The organism is Caballeronia eucalypticola (assembly GCF_047608185.1).
Classification (GTDB): Bacteria; Pseudomonadota; Gammaproteobacteria; order Burkholderiales; family Burkholderiaceae; genus Caballeronia.
In genome coordinates, this window is sequence record NZ_JBLKRU010000023.1 from 1 (window position 1) to 17,274 (window position 17,274).

Sequence of the window (17,274 nt, forward strand, 5' to 3'; positions counted from 1 at the left end):
ATTTCTGATATGACTTTCCGTGTCAAGCGTCGATGTTCAGATTTTTATTTCACTCATATTCGAGTGGGCGCTGCAATTTCCTGAGGGCGGCGTAGCAGTAAAACTCGACGGTGAATCAGGCTGATATTCGCGGGTTGGTTACCGCATTACAGAGATCCGTTTCGTGAGTCTGCCGCTAGCTTTGTGCGCAAGTCGGAATGAACCGTTGCCAAGAAATGACGCGGATAACTCGAATACCGGGCTACGCCGCCTTCAGGAAACTACCGTTTCATTGCGAACTGCTTTTTTGCTGCCTTCACCTGCCTTACTCCGAGCGCGGGCTCGCCTGCGCCATGCCCAACCGGCCGATGTCCCAGATGAAGCCCGCCAGTTCGCGAGCCACCGCGACGATGGCCACATTGGTGCTTTTGCCGCGCGCCACCAGCTTTCGATAGCGCCGGCACAGGCGCACCTGCGCGTCCCACGCCCGATCGACGATAACCTTTGGCAAGCCCTCATGACGACGCTGGATCTCGGGGCTCACTTTGGCCGTATGCCGATAACTCCAGGCCGCCTCGATGAGCAGTTTGCGGGCAAAGGAATTGCCGGTCTTCGTGATACCGCCTTGGCGCCGTTTGCCTCCCGAGGAATACTCCGAGGGCGTCACGCCAAGCCAGGCCATCAACTGTCGGGGGTGCGCAAAGCGACTCAAATCGCCTAACTCCGAGAGCAAGCCCACGGCAGCGGTGAACTGGATACCGCGCATCGATTGCAGAGCAAGCACGGCGGGATAAAAGCCCCAGCGTGGCACGGCATCGCGCATGGCCGATTCCAGACGCTGGCATTGTGCAAACCGATCCTCGATGGCGCGGCGTAACTCGTTAAACGCGAAATCCTGCCACTCGTTGCCAAACGAGAATTTGCTTAACCAGTTGCGGTGCGCCGGTCCCCAATTGGCCACCCCCACGTAGCGCACGCCGTGCGAGAGCAAAAATGCCTTCAGTGTCTGGCGCGCGCGCTTAAGCTCGTCGCGCGATTTTGCCCAGGTTCGGGCGAGATCGCGAAACGCTTCGTCTTCGACGGTGGGGATGTTGACGGCGCTGAGATCGCCGGCGCGCAGCGAGCGCACGAGCTTGATGGCATCGCGCCGGTCGGTCTTCACGCGATCGCCGGGTTTGCGCGGTATCTGCGTGGGGGCGCACACCATGCACTGGATGCCTTTGTCGCTCAGGCGCCGCTGCAAGACGTAGCCAAAGGGGCCCGCCTCATACACGACACGCACGTGCTTGGCCTTGGACAACAGCCGCTTGCACAGACGATCAAGATCGGCCTGAGTGGTGCCGATCTTGCCCAGCACCTCCACCTCACCGCCGTCCAGCGCGTAAGCGACGGTGATGGAATCCTTATGAACATCCAGTCCGACGAACAATGTGCTAACGTTTTGCATGCTGGCCTCCGGGTTGTAAATGAACACTTCGAGTGAGCGGTTCGCCCTCACTTTTACGGCTCTGGCTTTATGCTAACCCGCGCGGTTCAACTCTTCCTGTGGGGCCAGCCCTTACTTCCACGGAAGTCATACTGACTTAGCGGACAATTGCCCAGGAAGAACGGAGAGATTGAGTATCGAGGCAAGGTTGGCGCTCAGGTCGACGTGGCTTCGGCTCGCGCCGCCGCGCGGCTTTGCGCCGAGGCATGTGTTGCAGCGCTGGAAAGAGAGTTGGGGGGGCGAGACCGGATCGTTCGGATTCTGAAAATCACGGGCTTCGTCGCATCCGCGCCAGGGTTCAATGGCCAGCCTAATGTAATCGACGCAGCATCGGAAACGTTTATTGAACTGCTCGGCGATGCCGGCCGGCACGCGCGCAGTGCCGTTGGCGTGGCGGAGTTGCCCCACGACGCTTGCGTTGAAGTGGAGTTGATTGCCGCCATACGCTGATCGGTTATGCAAGGATCTCGTTCAACTAACTTTTCCGGCAATAACGCCATAATGTATGATCCAATCAAGCCGCATCGCAGCGTGAAACACCGGGGAAATGGTTATCGCTAAAACGATTTCGCTGCGAGCCGAGTGCTTCCTCAATCCCTTGGAGCGGATGCTCGGTCCAACAGATCGCGTGCTGACGACAGATCGGGACGGCGGAGCCACTTGTAACGTTCGGCGTGAAAAATCTACGCTACGGTGAAGTGCAGCGAGGCCTGGTCGCAGAAGAGGAAATTATGGCAACACGCAAAGCCGCTGTATCCCGCACCAAACCCTCTCGCGTTAAAGAGGTTGCCAAGACGAGCCCCGATGTCCGTGCCACGAAACGCGCGAAGGCAGACGTGGAAGAGGAGGCCGCCAGCCCCGAGCTCGGGATGTCGCAGACTGATGCAGCGCTCAATGCCATTCGGTCCCGTATCATCGATCTGACAATTCCGCCGGGAAGCCGGATCGATGAGCCGCTTCTGCTCAACAATTTCCTGCTCGGCCGAACACCGGCGCGCGAGGCGATCAACAGGCTGGTCGCGGAAGGGTTCGTCAATATTGTGCCAAACCGCGGTGGCACATTTGTTCGCAAGCTCGACTTCGAAGAGATAGGTGAGATTCTCGTCGCGCATCAACTGGCAGAAAATATTCTAGGGCAATTGTTGCGTTTCGAGGCGACGCTTGCCGACGATCTTTCCGCTATCCAGGAGCGGTATCGCAAGGAAGTGCGGGATCGCCGGTATCTGAACATCACGGCGTTGAACGAGCAGTTTCATATGCGCATGAATCAATCAGTTGGGAACAGTTTTTTTTATGAATTCGCTCAATCGACGCATCGGCATGTCCGGCGACTTCTCGTGCATCTTTACAAGCTCGAAGCAGCGGCCGAACCAGGCCAGCAAGACGAACAGTTCAAGCGCAACCTGGACGAACACGACCGCATTATCGAAATCGTGAGAAACAAAGACCGCGCCGCACTGGTCGAGCTTCTTCCCGATCACGCGCGCGCGACACAAGAGCGGTTCGTCCACATTCTTGCCGGTAAGACGGTCGATCCATTTCCCATCCTGCTTCAGCCGCTGGAAGAGCACAGCTAAAGCTCGCTCTTAACCGGGCACGGCATTCGCCGCCCGGCCGTTTTCTCAGTCCGTCCAAAGCGTCCGCATGCCCTCCTTGTGCTTCCACAAGGAGGCTGACCTAGGTCATCTTTCAATCGTAAAAACCATAGCAATTTCCGTCACTTAAAGTGTTGACCGCGATTTTGACGCGTGCCAGTATATGTCACGGATACGTCACTAGGGAGCACCATGTCAACCCCCGCCAAGTCTGGCAATAACGCGGTTTCACTTTTGAGTGCATTGGTCATCCAGGGTGTCGTAGACGAGTTCATCGTGCCTGCCTATACGGACGCGACGAAGATAAAGCTTATCGTCAAGTTCGATCCGACATCGATTCTGATGACGAGGATCAAGAGCGGCGAGCGCGGCGATGTGATCGTCGCAATCGACAGGAACATCGACGAACTCATTGAGGCGGGAATAGTGAGCGAACGGGGGCGTGTGCCGCTAGTGCGTACCGGAGTGGGTGTAGCGGTGCGCGCAGGTGCGCCCAAGCCCGACATCTCTACGGTGTCGGGCTTCACGCAGTCTTTGCTCAATGCGCGTTCAGTTGCCTATTCGCGCACTGGTGCGAGTGGTATCTACTTCGCGGCACTCATCGAAAAGCTGGGCATTGCCGACGAAATCAATTCGCGATCGACAATTATCGACAAGGGGCTGATAGCCGAGGCGTTGTTGACAGGAACCGCCGATATTGCCGTGCAACAGTTGAGCGAACTCGCAACCGTTGCTGGTGTTGATGTGGTCGGACCGTTGCCCGCGGAGATTCAGCACACCACCGATTTCTCGGTCGCGCTGTTTTGCACTGCTCTGGACAACCAGGCAGCGATCAAGCTGGTCTCCCTGCTGGTCTCGGAAGATGCGCAACGCGAGTATCGCCGGTTCGGTCTTGAGATTTTTTAGATTAAATATCAGTTATTTAAATAGCAATCCTGATAATAAGCCGATGAGGTAGTCATGATCTACAAGTTTGATTTCAGTTTCTTGCTGCAGTATTGGCCCGAACTACTGCGCGGTGTCTGGCTGACACTACGCATGACCTTACTCTCCATATTGCCGGGTTTTGCCGTGGGTACGCTGTGCGCGCTCGGGCGTATCTACGGACCGGTCAATCTCGCCAGAGCCATCAAGACCTATGTGGAACTGATTCGAAATACGCCGCTGATCATTCAGGTTTTCTGGCTATTTTTCGGTTTATCGGCTTTGCACTTTCGGATCTCCGCGTTGGCGGCAGCGGTCATCGCTCTGGTTGTCAATGTGAGCGCTTACACCGCGGAGATCATGCGCGCCGGATTCGAGGCTATCCCTAAAGGCCAGCTCGAGGCAGCATCCTGTCTGGCGATGAGCCGCCGCCAGATGATCTGGCATATCGAGTTGCCCCAAGCGGTGGAACGCGTCTATCCAGCCTTGGTCAGCCAGTTCGTCTTGATGATGCTGGCGACCTCGATCATGTCCCAGATCTCCGCTGACGAATTGACGGGCGCGGCGGACCTGATTCAGTCGTTCACGTTCCGCGGCTTTGAAGCTTATATCGTGGTCGCGGTGATCTACCTGATCATCGTTTCACTGATGCGCCTTGTGATGCTGGCGAGCGCAGCCATGCTGTTTCCGCGCCTTCGCGCGCTCCGCTCCCCGCTGTGAGACATCATGCTATTCAATCTGACTCCTGAACAGTTTTTTTATATCTTCAGAGGCGCCGGCTGGACGATTGTGCTGTCCATGCTGGGTGTTGCAGGAGGTGTGCTGCTGGGCATTCCAATCGCGCTTGCACGCGTGTCGCGGCATACCTGGCTCAAACGCGCCTCAGGTCTGTATGTGCAGATCAATCAGGCAATTCCTCTGCCGGTCACCATGTTCGTCGTGTATTTCGGCATGAGCATTGGCGGATATACTGTGCCTGTTCTGGTGGCTGCGGCACTTGCGTTGACGGTGAATGCGGCGGCCTATCTCGGTGAAATATGGCGGGGATCGATCGAATCCGTGCCGTCGACGCAATGGGAAGCGAGCGAGTCTCTGGCATTGAGCTATGTGCAACGCATGCAATACGTGATTCTTCCGCAGGCGTTGCGGATCTCCATCCCGCCCACCGTGGGATTTGTGGTGGCGCTGGTCAAGAACACTTCGTATGCGGTCGTCATTGGCATGTCGGAGCTCACGTACTCGTCTCGAGTGGTCAACAACACAACCTTCCAGCCGTTCGTGATCTTCACGATAGCAGCCGGACTCTATTTCATGATGTGCTATCCCTTGTCGGTCCTGAGCCTCAGGCTCGAGCGAATCGTAAGGCAGGCTTGAACTCAGGAGATGTCATGGCAAACGAAGAAAACGAAGCAACCGATTCGATGGTTCGGTTCGAGAAGGTCAGGAAATTCTACGGCGAAATCGAAGTGCTCAAGGGCATTTCCCTGAATGTCTCGCGCGGCGAGGTGATATCGCTGATCGGTCGCTCGGGCTCCGGCAAAAGCACGGCGCTACGGTGCATCAATGGTCTCGAGGCTATTAACGAAGGGCAACTGCATGTATGCGGCCGCGCGCTGCATGACGCCCACATTGACCTGCGCGCGCTGCGACGGGACGTGGGTATCGTATTTCAAAGCTATAACCTGTTTCCGCATCTGACCGTACTGCAAAACATCACGCTTGCGCCGAGAAAGGTACGGCGTTTACCGTTGAAAGAGGCGACGGATCTGGCGTTGCGCGTGCTGAATCAGGTCGGATTGTTCGAGAAGGCGAATGCCTATCCATCGGAGTTGTCGGGCGGCCAGCAACAGCGCGTTGCGATCGCACGCTCGCTTGCCATGGAGCCGCGCCTGATGCTGTTCGATGAGGTGACCTCTGCCCTTGATCCTGAACTGACGGGCGAAGTGCTGCGCGTGATCGAGAAGCTCGCAGCGGACGGCATGACGATGGTGATCGTCACGCATGAAATGGCCTTCGCCCGCTCAGTTGCGGATCAGCTAGTGTTTATGAATCAAGGCATCGTTTGGGAAACAGGCAATGGCGACATGTTGCGGCAACCGAGAACCGAAGAGTTGCAGCAGTTTGTGGGCAGCGGTCTTTGAATGAAACTGGACCATCATTGGAGTGGACCATGCCGCGTCTATGCGCGAACCTGAAGTGGCTATTTACCGAGCGCCCGTTTCTCGAGCGATTCAGCGCTGCCGCGAATGCGGGATTCACGGCCGTTGAATATGCCTCACCGTATGAGCATTCCGTTCCCCGGCTCAGGGAGCTGCTTAAAGCGTATGGCCTGACACAGGTTCTGATCAATACGCCGACTGGCGATCCGGCAAGCGGTGCGGGATCCGGACTTGCCTGCCTTCCGGGACGTCAACAGGAGTTCCGTGACTCCGTTAAAAAGGCGCTCGATTATGCGGTCGGACTCGAATGCGGCCTGGTGCATGTGATGGCCGGAATCCAGCTGGCTGGAACGTCCCGCGACGCTGCGTTCGCGGTCTATTTGACGAATATCGCGTGGGCCGCCGAACTCGCCGGACAGGCGAACGTGCGGTTGTCGCTAGAGGCAGTCAATCAGCATGACGCTCCGGGCTTCTTCCTCCAGACGCAGGAGCAGGGAGCCGCTGTTATCGCGGCGATTGGATCGCCGTATCTCGGCTTGCAATTCGATGTCTACCACTGCCAGATATCGCAAGGCGATGTGACGCGTCGAATGGAAGCAGTGATGCCCTTGATTGCGCATATGCAGATCGCGGACGCGCCGCTACGCAATGAACCCGGAACCGGCGAGATTGCGTGGGACTACGTGTTTCGACGTATCGACGAGCTGGGGTATCAGGGTTGGGTAGGCTGTGAATACCGTCCGGCGAGCGATACCGAGAGCGGCTTGAAGTGGCGCAATCGCTACGCGGTGTAACGGTCACTTGCTTGGCCAGCCTCGTCGCCGGTAGTTTGCTCCGACGCCAGTTACGATTGAACCTCAGCGAACAAGGCGTGACCCTCGGCAGGTGCAAGTCTCAGGCCGGTGACGTTCCGGCCTTTTCGTTCCTCCACGGCAACCATCGTCGCTTCAGTCTCACTCGTTTCCCCACCCTCCAGGCGTACCTCGATCGGCCGCATAGCGACTCCGATCGGTTGGCAACGTCGCCAACTTAGCTGATACAGCGAGCGTGCCAAGGCGGAACAGCCGGGCTCTTTTTATTGGAAGCTTCGCAGATTCCACACGCAGTATCCCATCGGATAGAGCGTGGTCTCGCCGTCTATTACTTCGTTCAAGTCTAAGGAAATAGCCTCCCGCGGTTTGGTTCACGCTCGTCTGCGCTGGAAGGCGGAAATCCGTTGGCGAAAAAAGCGCCTTGGTTAAAATTTTTTTGAATTATGTGCGCTCGGGGTGTTTCATTTTTGGATGAGAACAGTTATTGGTCGGCGAATGGTCACGGTTTTATGCTCGATTACGAGTTTGGTTTGCGATGCTGCCTGATTCACTGTCTGTCTATCTGTACGCCTGAAAGAGCGTGAACGCATCGGACGGGAGACCGGCGAACTCATGTCAGAATTGTGGAGTCCCGCGACTCAGGTAGCGCGGACCTATCGCATTTGCCCAGGAGCTTCGTTTCTCATGATCCTCATTGCGCTATTCGGTTGCGCCTTGTGCAGGGACCGGGTACGAAAGGCAGCTTGCGGAGAGGGCTGCTTGTTGCCGCGCTGCCAGTGACGGTGGCGCTCTCGCTTGCACTGATATCGGACATTGACAGTCCGGGTGGGGGATCGTCCATGTTCAACCACGGAATCCGGTGAGACGTCTCCTGTCATTGGGGAAATGATGCATGTTGACGTTATCAATGAGGCACTGATGAAAGACGTTGCAAGCGGGCCGGGTGAACATCAGTTTTCAGGGTTGATTTCAATCTCAGGCGCATATCGGGTCACGAAACACTGGTCTGCCCGACTCACGTGGAATCATGTGGTCTCGCGGTATGACCGTGACACTGACGTCATTTTGGCTGGTATCGGTTATCGATGGTAAGCAAATTCGAGCTCGTGGCTTTTAGCGATAAAGGGCCTGATATATGCGCCGCATGGCTCGATAGATTCGCGGACGAATTCGACAAGCGATGTATCGAGGACTTGAACGCGTAGACCAGCTCTTCGTGCTGACGCAGGTCGGCTACAACTTGACGCGTATGCGCACACTTGCGGGTTGAGGGGTAGGAAGCAACGAGTAACCCCGATATCGTGAACCCGCGAGCAACGTGGAGGGCCCGAAAACGTGTTCCGCGTTTCAAAAGTGCGAACCCGGCATCCGTCGTAATGCATCTGAGCGCATCAACGACCGATATTTCACCGGCCTGTTGCTCATCACATGAGCAAGGAAACCCCGTTTTGCAAACGGAAAGCATCGCGAATTGTATGAAGCTAAAATTTCCAGATTCGGGCAAAGATCTATCGTCTCGTGGTAATTTTTTACATTGAAACCGGTTGAAAAACAGTTGCAAATTGCCTGCGAAACTACTATTGGTACCTTCAGGTGAACCGTCGCGGGTGAAACACAGTGATGTGGTTAGTTACCTTTCTGCTTAAAGTTATCTGCGCCCTATGCGACGTTCTACTTGATTTCATCGATTGTGGAATCAGGGGCAGCGGTCTCCTCTCGTCATCGCCGACCGTTAAAGCGACGTGACCACGTGCCAAGGCATGTGACACGCTGGTCAATTTGAAGGCGTCATTACCTCGCGCAATGAGAACTACATAGGAATACTTCATGAAAATTGGTATGCGCCTCCTGAGCCAGCTTGAACCGCCGTTACGGATCTCGATGACACTTGTCGTGGCTAGCCTAATGAGTGTTGCTATTCAAGCACGCGCCATGACGTCAAATTCAACACGCTGATCGTGGGCGCAATGCTCAGGCGGCTCGCTATTCAGGCTTCATAGGGTACGGAACGTATGGCAGCGTTCGTCGATCATCCAGCGGTTCTTTTCATAGTGCTTTTCGCACTGTTTGTCTCCGCAGTTGCGTTTGGTGCGTTTGTCCTACGGCGTATCGCCGTGCTGTCCGAACAGGACCGCGAGGATTTCACCATTATCCAGACCTCTACGTTGACGTTGCTCGCGCTCCTCGTTGGATTTAGCCTGTCAATGGCGGTAGGCCGCTACGATCTGCGCAAGACGTTGGAGGAAGGCGAGGCCAACGCGATTGGAACCGAATATGCGCGATCGGATTTAGCTGACCCTATTGTCAGCGCAAAGATGAAGGCCCATCTCATCAGCTACACGAAGCTCAGACTAGCCGACTTCGGGACGCGTAACCCGCAGGAACTCGCCAGCATTGGCCGAGATACGGCAGCGCTTCAAACGGAACTTTGGCGCCTCGCCACTCAGGTAGCGCAAGACAAGCCAACGCCAATTGGAGCGCTTGTTGTCGCGGGGATGAACGACGTGCTCAATTCTCAAGATTATTCCGAGGCAGCACGCATAAACCATATTCCCCTCGGCGCATGGTTTCTCATGATCTTGATTGCACTATTTGGCTGCGCTGTGCAGGGATACGGTGCCAAGGGAAATGTGCGCAAGGGCCTGCTCATTACCGTTCTTCCCGTCACGGTCGCGTTATCGCTTGCCTTGATAGCGGATATCGACAGTCCGCGAGGAGGGATCATTCGCGTTCAAGCGCAGGATCTTACGAGGCTTCTTCATTCGCTGGAAGGGTAGCAGTTAAACACGCTCCTACTGGTCGCCGCGATGAATGCCGACTTTCGCCGGTCACCATTGGAGGCAACATGCTGCTTTGGATTTTCGCACTTACACGCTGCGTTGATTGGCACGGCTCGGGCTTTCGATGTGACAGGTTACTTGACAGGACTGCGTCGTGACTACCCTGATAATCAGACTCAAGGACGAGTTCAAAAAGGCGATCCCGCCGACGATCTTCTTCTTCGTCATTCTGCACATTGTTGCACTCATACGCGCCCTCATGATCAGAGGGACGGGCGTTTCGATTCCCGCATCAGCGTCTGTATTGATCGCATCTCTTGTGCTCGGCAAGTCCGTGCTGGTCGCTGACATGCTTCCTTTTATCAACCGCTTCCCTGACAAACCGCTTGTATGGAACGTCGGATGGAAGACTTTGATTTATACACTTGTCGCACTTGTTGTCCATTTCCTGGAGCGTCTCTTCGATTACTGGAAGGAAGCACCGAGCATTGCGGCGGCGAATCACAATTTGTGGGTTGAATTGAGCTGGCCGCGCTTCTGGGCGATCCAGATCTTGCTGGCTACCCTCATCCTCATGTACTGCGTGATCGTGGAATTGGCACGGGTCATTGGCCGTCAGAAGCTGAAGTCGATATTTTTTGGCCCGCTTCCAACCCGGCCTGAATAGTCGCGCGGCCGAACGGAGGTGATCTGCTGCGTAGGTCAGGCCGGTGTCGAGAAGACACCGATGGCTGCTTTTGAATGAGCCTGGCAAATCACGAAGCCCAAAGCCTCCCTGACATGTGATTGCAAGCTGAAACGAGTACGCTCACTGCGTGCAGCCGCTCAACGGGAGCCGCGCACTGTCACTCATTGCATATCACGGGACGCACATGTTCACTCGCTCGACAATCGGCATCGCAATCATCGTCATGGCGGTCTCCAGCACCGCCGCACTGGCGCAGGCTCCCGCGCCGAAGATCACCCGCATCCGGGGCGACATCGTCTCGCTAAACGGCAATACGCTGGTTGTCCATCGCAACAGCGGCGACACGGTCTCGATCACGCTCCCCCCCGATGTGCAGATTGGCGCCGTGAAAAGGATCAAGTTATCCGACATCAAGCCCGGCTCCTTTATCGGCACCGCGGCCACGACTGGCGTGAACGGCGAGATGACGGCTACGGAAGTGCACGTGTTCGACGAATCCGCGCGTGGTACCGGCGAGGGGCACCGCGCGTTCGACCTGGGTCCGAACAGCACGATGACGAACGCCAATGTCGATTCCGTGGTGAAGTCGACGAGCGGAAATGTCCTGCAACTATCGTACAAGGGCGGCACGAACACGGTGACCGTACCGGCCAACGTACCGGTCGTGTCATTCATTTCCGCGGATCGCTCCGACCTCACCGCCGGCAAGAAGGTCATTGCCACGGCCGCCCCAGCCGCCGGTGGCCAATTTACGGCGCAACGGATCCTCGTCGAGAAAAACGGCGTCGTACCGCCCATGTGATTTGCGATTTGGGTGAGCCGCACAGCCCGTGATACAACGCTCGAAGGGCGCGCACCTTCGGGCTTGAAGTCTAATCTCCACCTACGTCTGTAGGTCCTCGCGAATACGCCGTCACTATTCGGATAATCGTCAAGGTGAAAGGGCGGGGCTCAGCCTGTGTCGCCGCCGGCGACCGGCAACACCGAACCGGTGATGTACCCAGCCTCGTCTGAAGCCAGGAACAGGATGGGCGCCACCTGTTCATCGAGGCTGCCGTAGCGCTTGAGAAAAGTTGATTCGGTGACCTGCTTCACCGCTTCGCTCATCCAGGCCTTTTCCTGCTCGCTGTCGCCCGCGGTGTTACGCGGGACAAGGCGCGGCGGGGCATCGGTCCCGCCCGGGGCAGTCGCAACCACGCGAATGTTGTGCTCAGCGTATTCCATTGCTAACGACTGCGTCATGGCGTTGACACCGCCCTTGGCAGCCGAATACGGTATGCGGCGAATGCCACGCGTGGCATTGGAGGACACGTTGACGATGGTGCCGCCGCCGCGCCTGAGCAGATGCGGCAGCACTGCATGGCAGGCATACAAGGTGGGCATCAATGAGCGGCGGATTTCGGCGTCAATCTGCGCGGGCTCGAACTCGGCGAAGGGACGCATGCGAATTGCACCGCCTACGCCGTTCACCAGGATGTCGATGCCCCCAAATTGCTGAGCTGCGAACGCCAATGCTGACGCCGCCCCTTCGTATGTCTCAAGGTCTGCGACGAAACCTGCTGTCTCTGCCCCTTTCGCCTCGGCGGCGACCTCGGCGACGAAGCCGGCCCGGTCAACGAAGAGCACTCTGGCACCTTCCGCGGCCGCACGCAGTGCCACGCCGCGCCCGATGCCCTGGGCGGCGCCGGTGACGACCATGACCTTGCCCGTGAATCGTTGCGTGTTCATGCGGTCTCCGGCTCTGCATTAGGTGTGAACTTCTCATAGTGGAAACTATGAGGCTTCACGCCGTTGTCGTCGAAATACTTACGCACCGCGTCGACCATGGGCGGCGGCCCGCAGAGATAAACATCAACGTCCCCATCATTTAACGCGTCGGCCGGCATGTGCTGCGTCACCCAGCCTTTGCGGGGATGGGTCGAGTTCGCCTCGGCTACGACGGTGGCGTAACTGAAATTCGGCAGCTTCTTGGTATAGGCATCGACTGCTTCGACTTGTACCAGGTCGAGGTCGCGGGTCACACCATAAATTAGGTGGATCCTCTGTTTCGAGTCAGCTCGCGCGAGCACCTCCAGCATCGACAAGAACGGTGCGAGTCCCGTACCGCCAGCGAGCAATAACAGCGGCCGCTCAACGGCGCGCAGATAAAAGCTGCCAAGGGGACCGGTCAGCTCTGCCTTGTCGCCAGGCTGTGCAGAGTCGAGCCAGGTAGTCATGACACCACCGGGAATCTTCTTAATCAGAAAGCTGATTTTTGTCTCGCCAGGCGCCGATGAGAAGGAATACGAACGATGTTGGCCACTGCCAGGAACATCGAGGTTGACGTACTGGCCCGCCAGGAACACGGGTGCCGCGGTGTCCACGTCCAGCTCGAGAACGACAGCCGCGTCGTTATGCGGTTCGACCTTGGTTACCGTCGCGACAAACTTGCTTTTCTCGGTCTTGCATACAGCGGAAGATGCCGGCACAGCAATGACACAGTCGCTTTGCGGAACCATCTGGCACGTGAGCACTAGGCCGCTATTCTTTTCATCGTCGCTTAGCGCGTCTTCAATATAATCGTCGCCAAGGTCGTAGCGGCCGCTCTCGGCGCGGCACTTGCAAGTACCGCACACGCCATCGGAGCAATCCATCGGCAAGTTGATTTTTGCGCGAAAGGCCGCATCAAGTACTTTCTCACCCGGCTTGCATACGACGAAGCGGGTAACGCCGTCCTCGAAGTTCAGTGCAATGTTGTAGCTCGACATAGTGTCTCCTCTACTGCTAATAGCTTGCCGACGCGCAAATCAGACGTGGTACACGTCCAGTACCTGACGGATATAGTCGTTCTTCAACGCAATCCGCTTGTTCGAAATCAGCAAGTTGTCTCCAACCTGGCGCAAGGTAACGAACGTGGTGCCGAAGAAACAGTCGGTCATCTTGTAGCGGTGGCTTTGCGTGTTGAAGTTGTAACGCACGTCAACTTCGTTGCCGCGTTCGGCCAGCACTTCTACATTGGTAACGTTGTGACTCGTCCGGGGTTCAGGCATCGAAGCGCCACTGCGTTCGGTCTTGATGCGAAACACACGGTCTTCCAGGCCACCACGGTCCGGGTAATACATCAGCGAAATCTGGCTCTCATGGTCATCGGTCAGCCGGTCGTCGTCATCCCACGCCGGCATCCAATAGGTGACGTCCTCGGTGTAGCAAGCGAGCCAGTCATCCCACTCCCGGTCATCGAGCAGGCGCGCCTCGCGATATAGCACGGCGCATATCGTGTGATAGTCGAAGCTCATGCCACTGCCTCCCCTTGTTCTTTCTTCAGGGCGTCGCGCATCACCTTTACCCAGTACTCGTGCTGGGTGACGAAGAGACCTTCATCTTCACTGCGCTCGCCCGAGATGAGGGGCGTAAGACCCATGTTGTTTGCGTTCTTGTCCGGACCCTCGACCCACAATGGAGCGCCGCGAGACAGGTCGTTCCACAACGCAGTGGTGCCGGCGTAGCCAGCCTGGCAAGCGCGGAATTCCTCGAGGTCATCAGCGGTGCCCATTCCCGAGACGTTGAAGAAGTCTTCGTATTGGCGAATTCGGGTGGCGCGGTCGGCTGCGCTCTCGCCCTTCGGCGCGAAGCAGAAGATGCTGACTTCAGTCTGGTTAACGCTCAATGGGCGGACCACGCGAATCTGGGTACTAAATTGGTCCATCAAAAACACGTTCGGATACAAGCACAAATTGCGAGTTTGATTGACGATGAACTCTGCTTTTGCTTCGCCGACCCGCGCCTTGATTTCTTCGCGTTGGTGATAAACCGGACGCACTTCCGGGTTCATCGAATTGGTCCAGAGCAGGATATGCCCGTGGTCGAAGCCATACACGCCGGCTACGGACTTGCTCCAGCCATTCGCATCGACGGCCTTGGTGCCATCGTCTTTACGACGCCCCATCGTCGCAGCGTAATTCCAATGCACGGTGCTGACGTGGTAGCCATCGCAGCCGTTCTCCATCTGCATTTTCCAATTGCCATCGTAGATATACGAGGAATTGCCACGCAACACTTCCAGCCCGTCAGGCGCCTGGTCAACGATCTGGTCGATGATGACTTTGGTTTCGCCAAGGTAATCCTCAAGCGGTATGGCGTCGGCGTTGAGGCTGCCGAAGAGGAAGCCCCGGTAGCTTTGGAAACGCGGGACTTTTTTCAGGTCGTGCGAGCCGTTTAAATTAAATTGAATCGGATACTGCGTGGTCTTCTCATCCTTCACCTTCAACAGCTTGCCGGTGTTGGCGAAAGTCCAGCCGTGGAACGGGCAGGTGAAGCTGCCTTTGTTGCCATGCTTGCGCCGGCACAACATCGCACCCTTGTGAGCGCAGGCGTTAATAACAGCATGCAATTCGCCGCTTTTATCGCGGGTGACAACGATGGGCTGACGGCCGATCCATGTGGTGTAGTAGTCGTTGTTATTGGGAATTTGACTTTCGTGCGCCAGATATACCCAGTTGCTTTCGAAGATGTGTTTCATCTCCAGCTCATACAAATCGGCGTTGGTGAAAATATCCCGGCGGCAACGAAATACACCGGTCTGCTTATCATCCTGGACGGCGGTATGAAGCAGTTCATCCAACTGCCTGGACTTTTCAATAATTGCGGACATGCGGGCTCTCCCTATGCGAGCTCCAAACAGGGAGCCCTTGCATCGGCGACAATGATTTCTGCAGAGAAATAAGCGGCGGCGCTATTAAACCGCCGCTTATGGCAATTACGCCGTGACTGATACGCGGGGGCGCAGAACAACCTGGTTGTCCTTGCCCTGAACCAACGGACTCAACACGAAGTTGAATTCGATCTCCTTGTACGCGTCATCCTTCAAACCGAGCGCGCCGCCGCCGCTCTTTTCGACCACATGCGGTATCAAGTCCTCGCGAGTAGCGTAGGCAAAGTCGTCCCAAATCAGCGGGTCGCCTTCAATATTGATTTGCGTGGTCAGCTTGCGGTGATTGTCACCGCTGACGAAGAAGTGCACGTGCGCCGGCCGGTTGCCATGGCGACCGAGTACGTTCAGCAGTTGCTGGGTCGCGCCGTGCGGCGGGCAGCCGTAACCAACGGGCATAAGCGTACGGAACTCGTACTTGCCGTCGGCGCCGGTCTTGACCGCGCCGCGCAAATTGAATTCGCTCTGCGCCCCCGTCGGGTCGAAGTGAGAATAAAAGCCCTTCGAGTTGGCGTGCCAGCACTCCACAATTGCATTCGCCACGGGTTTGCCGTCCGTGCCGGTCACGGTGCCGCGGATGACCAGGGGCCCTGCGTCCTGATCGGGATTGATGTCAATCCTGGCGACGCCATCAAGTACCGGCGCACCGGCGACATACAACGGACCTTCGATGGTCCGCGGCGTGCCGCCATTGATTTCGGCTTCTTGGTCCGCGGCATCCATGCGAATGTCGAGGTACTTTTCTAAACCGAGGCCAGCAGCGAGCAATGCCGCTTCGCCATCTTGGCCAAGCTTATTGAAATAAGTGACGCCGGCCCAGATTTCATCGGGCGTCATATCGAGGTCGTCGATCGCTTTGAATAGATCACCTAGCAGGCGACTAACGATTTGTTTGGCTCGAGTATTGCCGTCCTGACTACCGACGTTTGTCGCAGCCTTCAGCAAGTCCTGCACTTCCGTCGTATCGAAAACTTTCGTCATTGTCTTCTCCAGAATCTTTGTGCTTTTGTGGGGGTTAACCCCTGTTTCAACGTGATTCCCTAAATGCTCGAAAGGTATAATCGGGCGTTGAACAGAGCGTAAAAGCAGGATAATTGACGTCAGAAAGGCTCGTCCAACACTGATTTAGTATCGGGCTATATCTAGGGGGTATTGAAATGGAACTCCGGCATCTTCGCTATTTCGTAGCGGTCGCCGAGGAACGCAATTTCACGCGAGCCGCTCAGCGACTCCATATGGCTCAACCGCCTTTGAGCCGGCAGATTCAGCAGCTCGAGGAGACACTCGGGGTGCAGCTCTTCGAGCGCAACTCGCGTCCGCTGAAGCTGACGGAAACGGGCAAGTTTTTCTATTCTCATGCCGTTCAGCTGCTCGCTCAAACGGCCGAGCTTGAATCAATGACCAGGCGGGTGGGCAATATCGAGCGAAGTTTGTCGGTCGGCTTTGTGGGTTCAACCTTGTACGGAATGCTGCCCAAGATTATCCGGCGCTTTCGCGATGAAAATACCACCGTCGAACTCAGCCTTCACGAGATGTCGACGATGGACCAAATCAGGGCGCTCAAAGACGGGCGCATTGACATCGGCTTCGGCCGTATTCGACTTGAAGACGCCAACATCCGTCGCGTGGTGCTTCGCGAGGAAAAAATGATCGTTGCCCTGCCGGAGGGGCATCCACTTTCCTTGAGCAAGCCGGTCCTTGCCCTTCGAGACCTGGTGAACGAGACGCTCATCATCTTTCCGAAGACGCCGCGGCCGAGTTATGCCGACCAGGTGTTGTCCGCGTTCCAGGACCGCGCTCTCAAGCCTCAGCGAATTTACGAGACGAGGGAGTTGCAAGTGGCGTTGGGACTTGTTGCGGCGGGCGAAGGCATTTCTATCGTGCCAAGCAGCGTGCACGGACTCAAGCGCGGCGACGTGAGCTATAAAGAACTGGACGATCCTACCCTCGTGTCTCCAATCATCATGAGCACGCGCTTGCTCGACGAGTCGCAGGACATCAGGGAAATACTTGAGCTTATTTATCGTCTGTACGAGGAGGAGCATATACCCTACGTTCCGCGTACTGACCTTGGGCGTTGAAGTTCGTCATACCGCAGGGGTATGACACTAGACGTCGACGGTGTTGGACAGGTCTTATTCGGGCGGGCAATACTTCAGCAGCC

17 protein-coding genes are annotated in these 17,274 nt (G+C 56.5%); 11 read left to right on the forward strand and 6 right to left on the reverse strand.

Going from position 1 to position 17,274, the window contains the following annotated elements:
- Positions 1-304: 304 nt before the first annotated feature.
- A complete protein-coding gene (locus ACMX25_RS24095; protein WP_414949685.1) occupies positions 305-1,426 on the reverse strand; it encodes an IS110 family RNA-guided transposase in 1,122 nt (373 codons plus the stop codon).
- A gap of 147 nt (positions 1,427-1,573) precedes the next feature.
- Between ACMX25_RS24095 and ACMX25_RS24100 the strand changes: the two genes are divergently transcribed.
- From ACMX25_RS24100 to ACMX25_RS24145, 10 genes are all read left to right on the forward strand, one after another.
- Positions 1,574-1,915 (forward strand): RidA family protein, encoded by a 342-nt coding sequence (locus ACMX25_RS24100; protein WP_414952563.1) that lies wholly within the window; start codon positions 1,574-1,576, stop codon positions 1,913-1,915.
- Between the two features lie 281 nt (positions 1,916-2,196).
- Complete coding sequence (locus tag ACMX25_RS24105; RefSeq protein WP_414952564.1) at positions 2,197-3,042, forward strand: GntR family transcriptional regulator; 846 nt, start codon at positions 2,197-2,199, stop codon at positions 3,040-3,042.
- A gap of 210 nt (positions 3,043-3,252) precedes the next feature.
- Entirely contained in the window at positions 3,253-3,966 is a 714-nt protein-coding gene (locus ACMX25_RS24110; RefSeq protein ID WP_414952565.1) for a substrate-binding domain-containing protein, read from the forward strand.
- A gap of 54 nt (positions 3,967-4,020) precedes the next feature.
- Positions 4,021-4,704, forward strand: a complete 684-nt coding sequence (locus ACMX25_RS24115; RefSeq protein WP_414952566.1) for an amino acid ABC transporter permease — start codon at positions 4,021-4,023, stop codon at positions 4,702-4,704.
- A gap of 6 nt (positions 4,705-4,710) precedes the next feature.
- Positions 4,711-5,358 carry an amino acid ABC transporter permease gene (locus tag ACMX25_RS24120; RefSeq protein ID WP_414952567.1) on the forward strand — a complete coding sequence of 216 codons (648 nt, stop codon included), beginning with the start codon at positions 4,711-4,713 and terminating at the stop codon, positions 5,356-5,358.
- Positions 5,359-5,372: 14 nt separating this feature from the next.
- Complete coding sequence (locus ACMX25_RS24125) at positions 5,373-6,125, forward strand: amino acid ABC transporter ATP-binding protein (protein WP_414952568.1); 753 nt, start codon at positions 5,373-5,375, stop codon at positions 6,123-6,125.
- A gap of 29 nt (positions 6,126-6,154) precedes the next feature.
- On the forward strand, positions 6,155-6,937 hold the full coding sequence (locus tag ACMX25_RS24130) for a hydroxypyruvate isomerase family protein (RefSeq protein WP_414952569.1): 783 nt from the start codon (positions 6,155-6,157) through the stop codon (positions 6,935-6,937).
- A gap of 2,030 nt (positions 6,938-8,967) precedes the next feature.
- Positions 8,968-9,732, forward strand: a complete 765-nt coding sequence (locus tag ACMX25_RS24135; protein WP_414952570.1) for a bestrophin-like domain — start codon at positions 8,968-8,970, stop codon at positions 9,730-9,732.
- A gap of 157 nt (positions 9,733-9,889) precedes the next feature.
- The gene (locus tag ACMX25_RS24140) at positions 9,890-10,402 is read left to right on the forward strand and encodes a hypothetical protein (RefSeq protein WP_414952571.1); all 513 of its coding nucleotides are present in this window, start codon (positions 9,890-9,892) and stop codon (positions 10,400-10,402) included.
- 205 nt (positions 10,403-10,607) lie between these two features.
- Entirely contained in the window at positions 10,608-11,225 is a 618-nt protein-coding gene (locus ACMX25_RS24145; RefSeq protein WP_414952572.1) for a hypothetical protein, read from the forward strand.
- Positions 11,226-11,374: 149 nt separating this feature from the next.
- Here the strand turns inward: ACMX25_RS24145 and benD are convergent, their stop codons facing one another.
- The 5 genes from benD to catA form a co-directional block, all read right to left on the reverse strand.
- On the reverse strand, positions 11,375-12,151 hold the full coding sequence (gene benD / locus ACMX25_RS24150) for a benzoate diol dehydrogenase BenD (protein WP_414952573.1): 777 nt from the start codon (positions 12,149-12,151) through the stop codon (positions 11,375-11,377).
- Positions 12,148-13,170, reverse strand: a complete 1,023-nt coding sequence (gene benC / locus ACMX25_RS24155; RefSeq protein WP_414952574.1) for a benzoate 1,2-dioxygenase electron transfer component BenC — start codon at positions 13,168-13,170, stop codon at positions 12,148-12,150. The genes benD and benC overlap by 4 nt, the downstream gene beginning before the upstream one ends.
- 39 nt (positions 13,171-13,209) lie before the next feature.
- Complete coding sequence (benB, locus tag ACMX25_RS24160) at positions 13,210-13,698, reverse strand: benzoate 1,2-dioxygenase small subunit (protein WP_414952575.1); 489 nt, start codon at positions 13,696-13,698, stop codon at positions 13,210-13,212.
- Complete coding sequence (locus tag ACMX25_RS24165; protein ID WP_414952576.1) at positions 13,695-15,053, reverse strand: Rieske 2Fe-2S domain-containing protein; 1,359 nt, start codon at positions 15,051-15,053, stop codon at positions 13,695-13,697. The genes benB and ACMX25_RS24165 overlap by 4 nt, the downstream gene beginning before the upstream one ends.
- Positions 15,054-15,158: 105 nt before the next feature.
- Positions 15,159-16,091, reverse strand: a complete 933-nt coding sequence (catA, locus tag ACMX25_RS24170; protein ID WP_414952577.1) for a catechol 1,2-dioxygenase — start codon at positions 16,089-16,091, stop codon at positions 15,159-15,161.
- 176 nt (positions 16,092-16,267) lie between these two features.
- On the opposite strand from catA, the gene ACMX25_RS24175 reads away from it, so the two are divergent.
- Positions 16,268-17,191, forward strand: a complete 924-nt coding sequence (locus tag ACMX25_RS24175; RefSeq protein ID WP_414952578.1) for a LysR family transcriptional regulator — start codon at positions 16,268-16,270, stop codon at positions 17,189-17,191.
- The last annotated feature ends 83 nt before the right edge of the window (positions 17,192-17,274 follow it).

Bases quoted from the DNA above. Each gene is read 5' to 3' on its own strand.
- ACMX25_RS24095 (WP_414949685.1), bottom strand. From the start codon at position 1,426: ATGCAAAACGTTAGCACATTGTTCGTCGGACTGGATGTTCATAAGGAT.
- ACMX25_RS24105 (WP_414952564.1), top strand. From the start codon at position 2,197: ATGGCAACACGCAAAGCCGCTGTATCCCGCACCAAACCCTCTCGCGTT.
- ACMX25_RS24110 (WP_414952565.1), top strand. From the start codon at position 3,253: ATGTCAACCCCCGCCAAGTCTGGCAATAACGCGGTTTCACTTTTGAGT.
- ACMX25_RS24115 (WP_414952566.1), top strand. From the start codon at position 4,021: ATGATCTACAAGTTTGATTTCAGTTTCTTGCTGCAGTATTGGCCCGAA.
- ACMX25_RS24120 (WP_414952567.1), top strand. From the start codon at position 4,711: ATGCTATTCAATCTGACTCCTGAACAGTTTTTTTATATCTTCAGAGGC.
- ACMX25_RS24125 (WP_414952568.1), top strand. From the start codon at position 5,373: ATGGCAAACGAAGAAAACGAAGCAACCGATTCGATGGTTCGGTTCGAG.
- ACMX25_RS24130 (WP_414952569.1), top strand. From the start codon at position 6,155: ATGCCGCGTCTATGCGCGAACCTGAAGTGGCTATTTACCGAGCGCCCG.
- ACMX25_RS24135 (WP_414952570.1), top strand. From the start codon at position 8,968: ATGGCAGCGTTCGTCGATCATCCAGCGGTTCTTTTCATAGTGCTTTTC.
- ACMX25_RS24145 (WP_414952572.1), top strand. From the start codon at position 10,608: ATGTTCACTCGCTCGACAATCGGCATCGCAATCATCGTCATGGCGGTC.
- benD (WP_414952573.1), bottom strand. From the start codon at position 12,151: ATGAACACGCAACGATTCACGGGCAAGGTCATGGTCGTCACCGGCGCC.
- benC (WP_414952574.1), bottom strand. From the start codon at position 13,170: ATGTCGAGCTACAACATTGCACTGAACTTCGAGGACGGCGTTACCCGC.
- benB (WP_414952575.1), bottom strand. From the start codon at position 13,698: ATGAGCTTCGACTATCACACGATATGCGCCGTGCTATATCGCGAGGCG.
- ACMX25_RS24165 (WP_414952576.1), bottom strand. From the start codon at position 15,053: ATGTCCGCAATTATTGAAAAGTCCAGGCAGTTGGATGAACTGCTTCAT.
- catA (WP_414952577.1), bottom strand. From the start codon at position 16,091: ATGACGAAAGTTTTCGATACGACGGAAGTGCAGGACTTGCTGAAGGCT.
- ACMX25_RS24175 (WP_414952578.1), top strand. From the start codon at position 16,268: ATGGAACTCCGGCATCTTCGCTATTTCGTAGCGGTCGCCGAGGAACGC.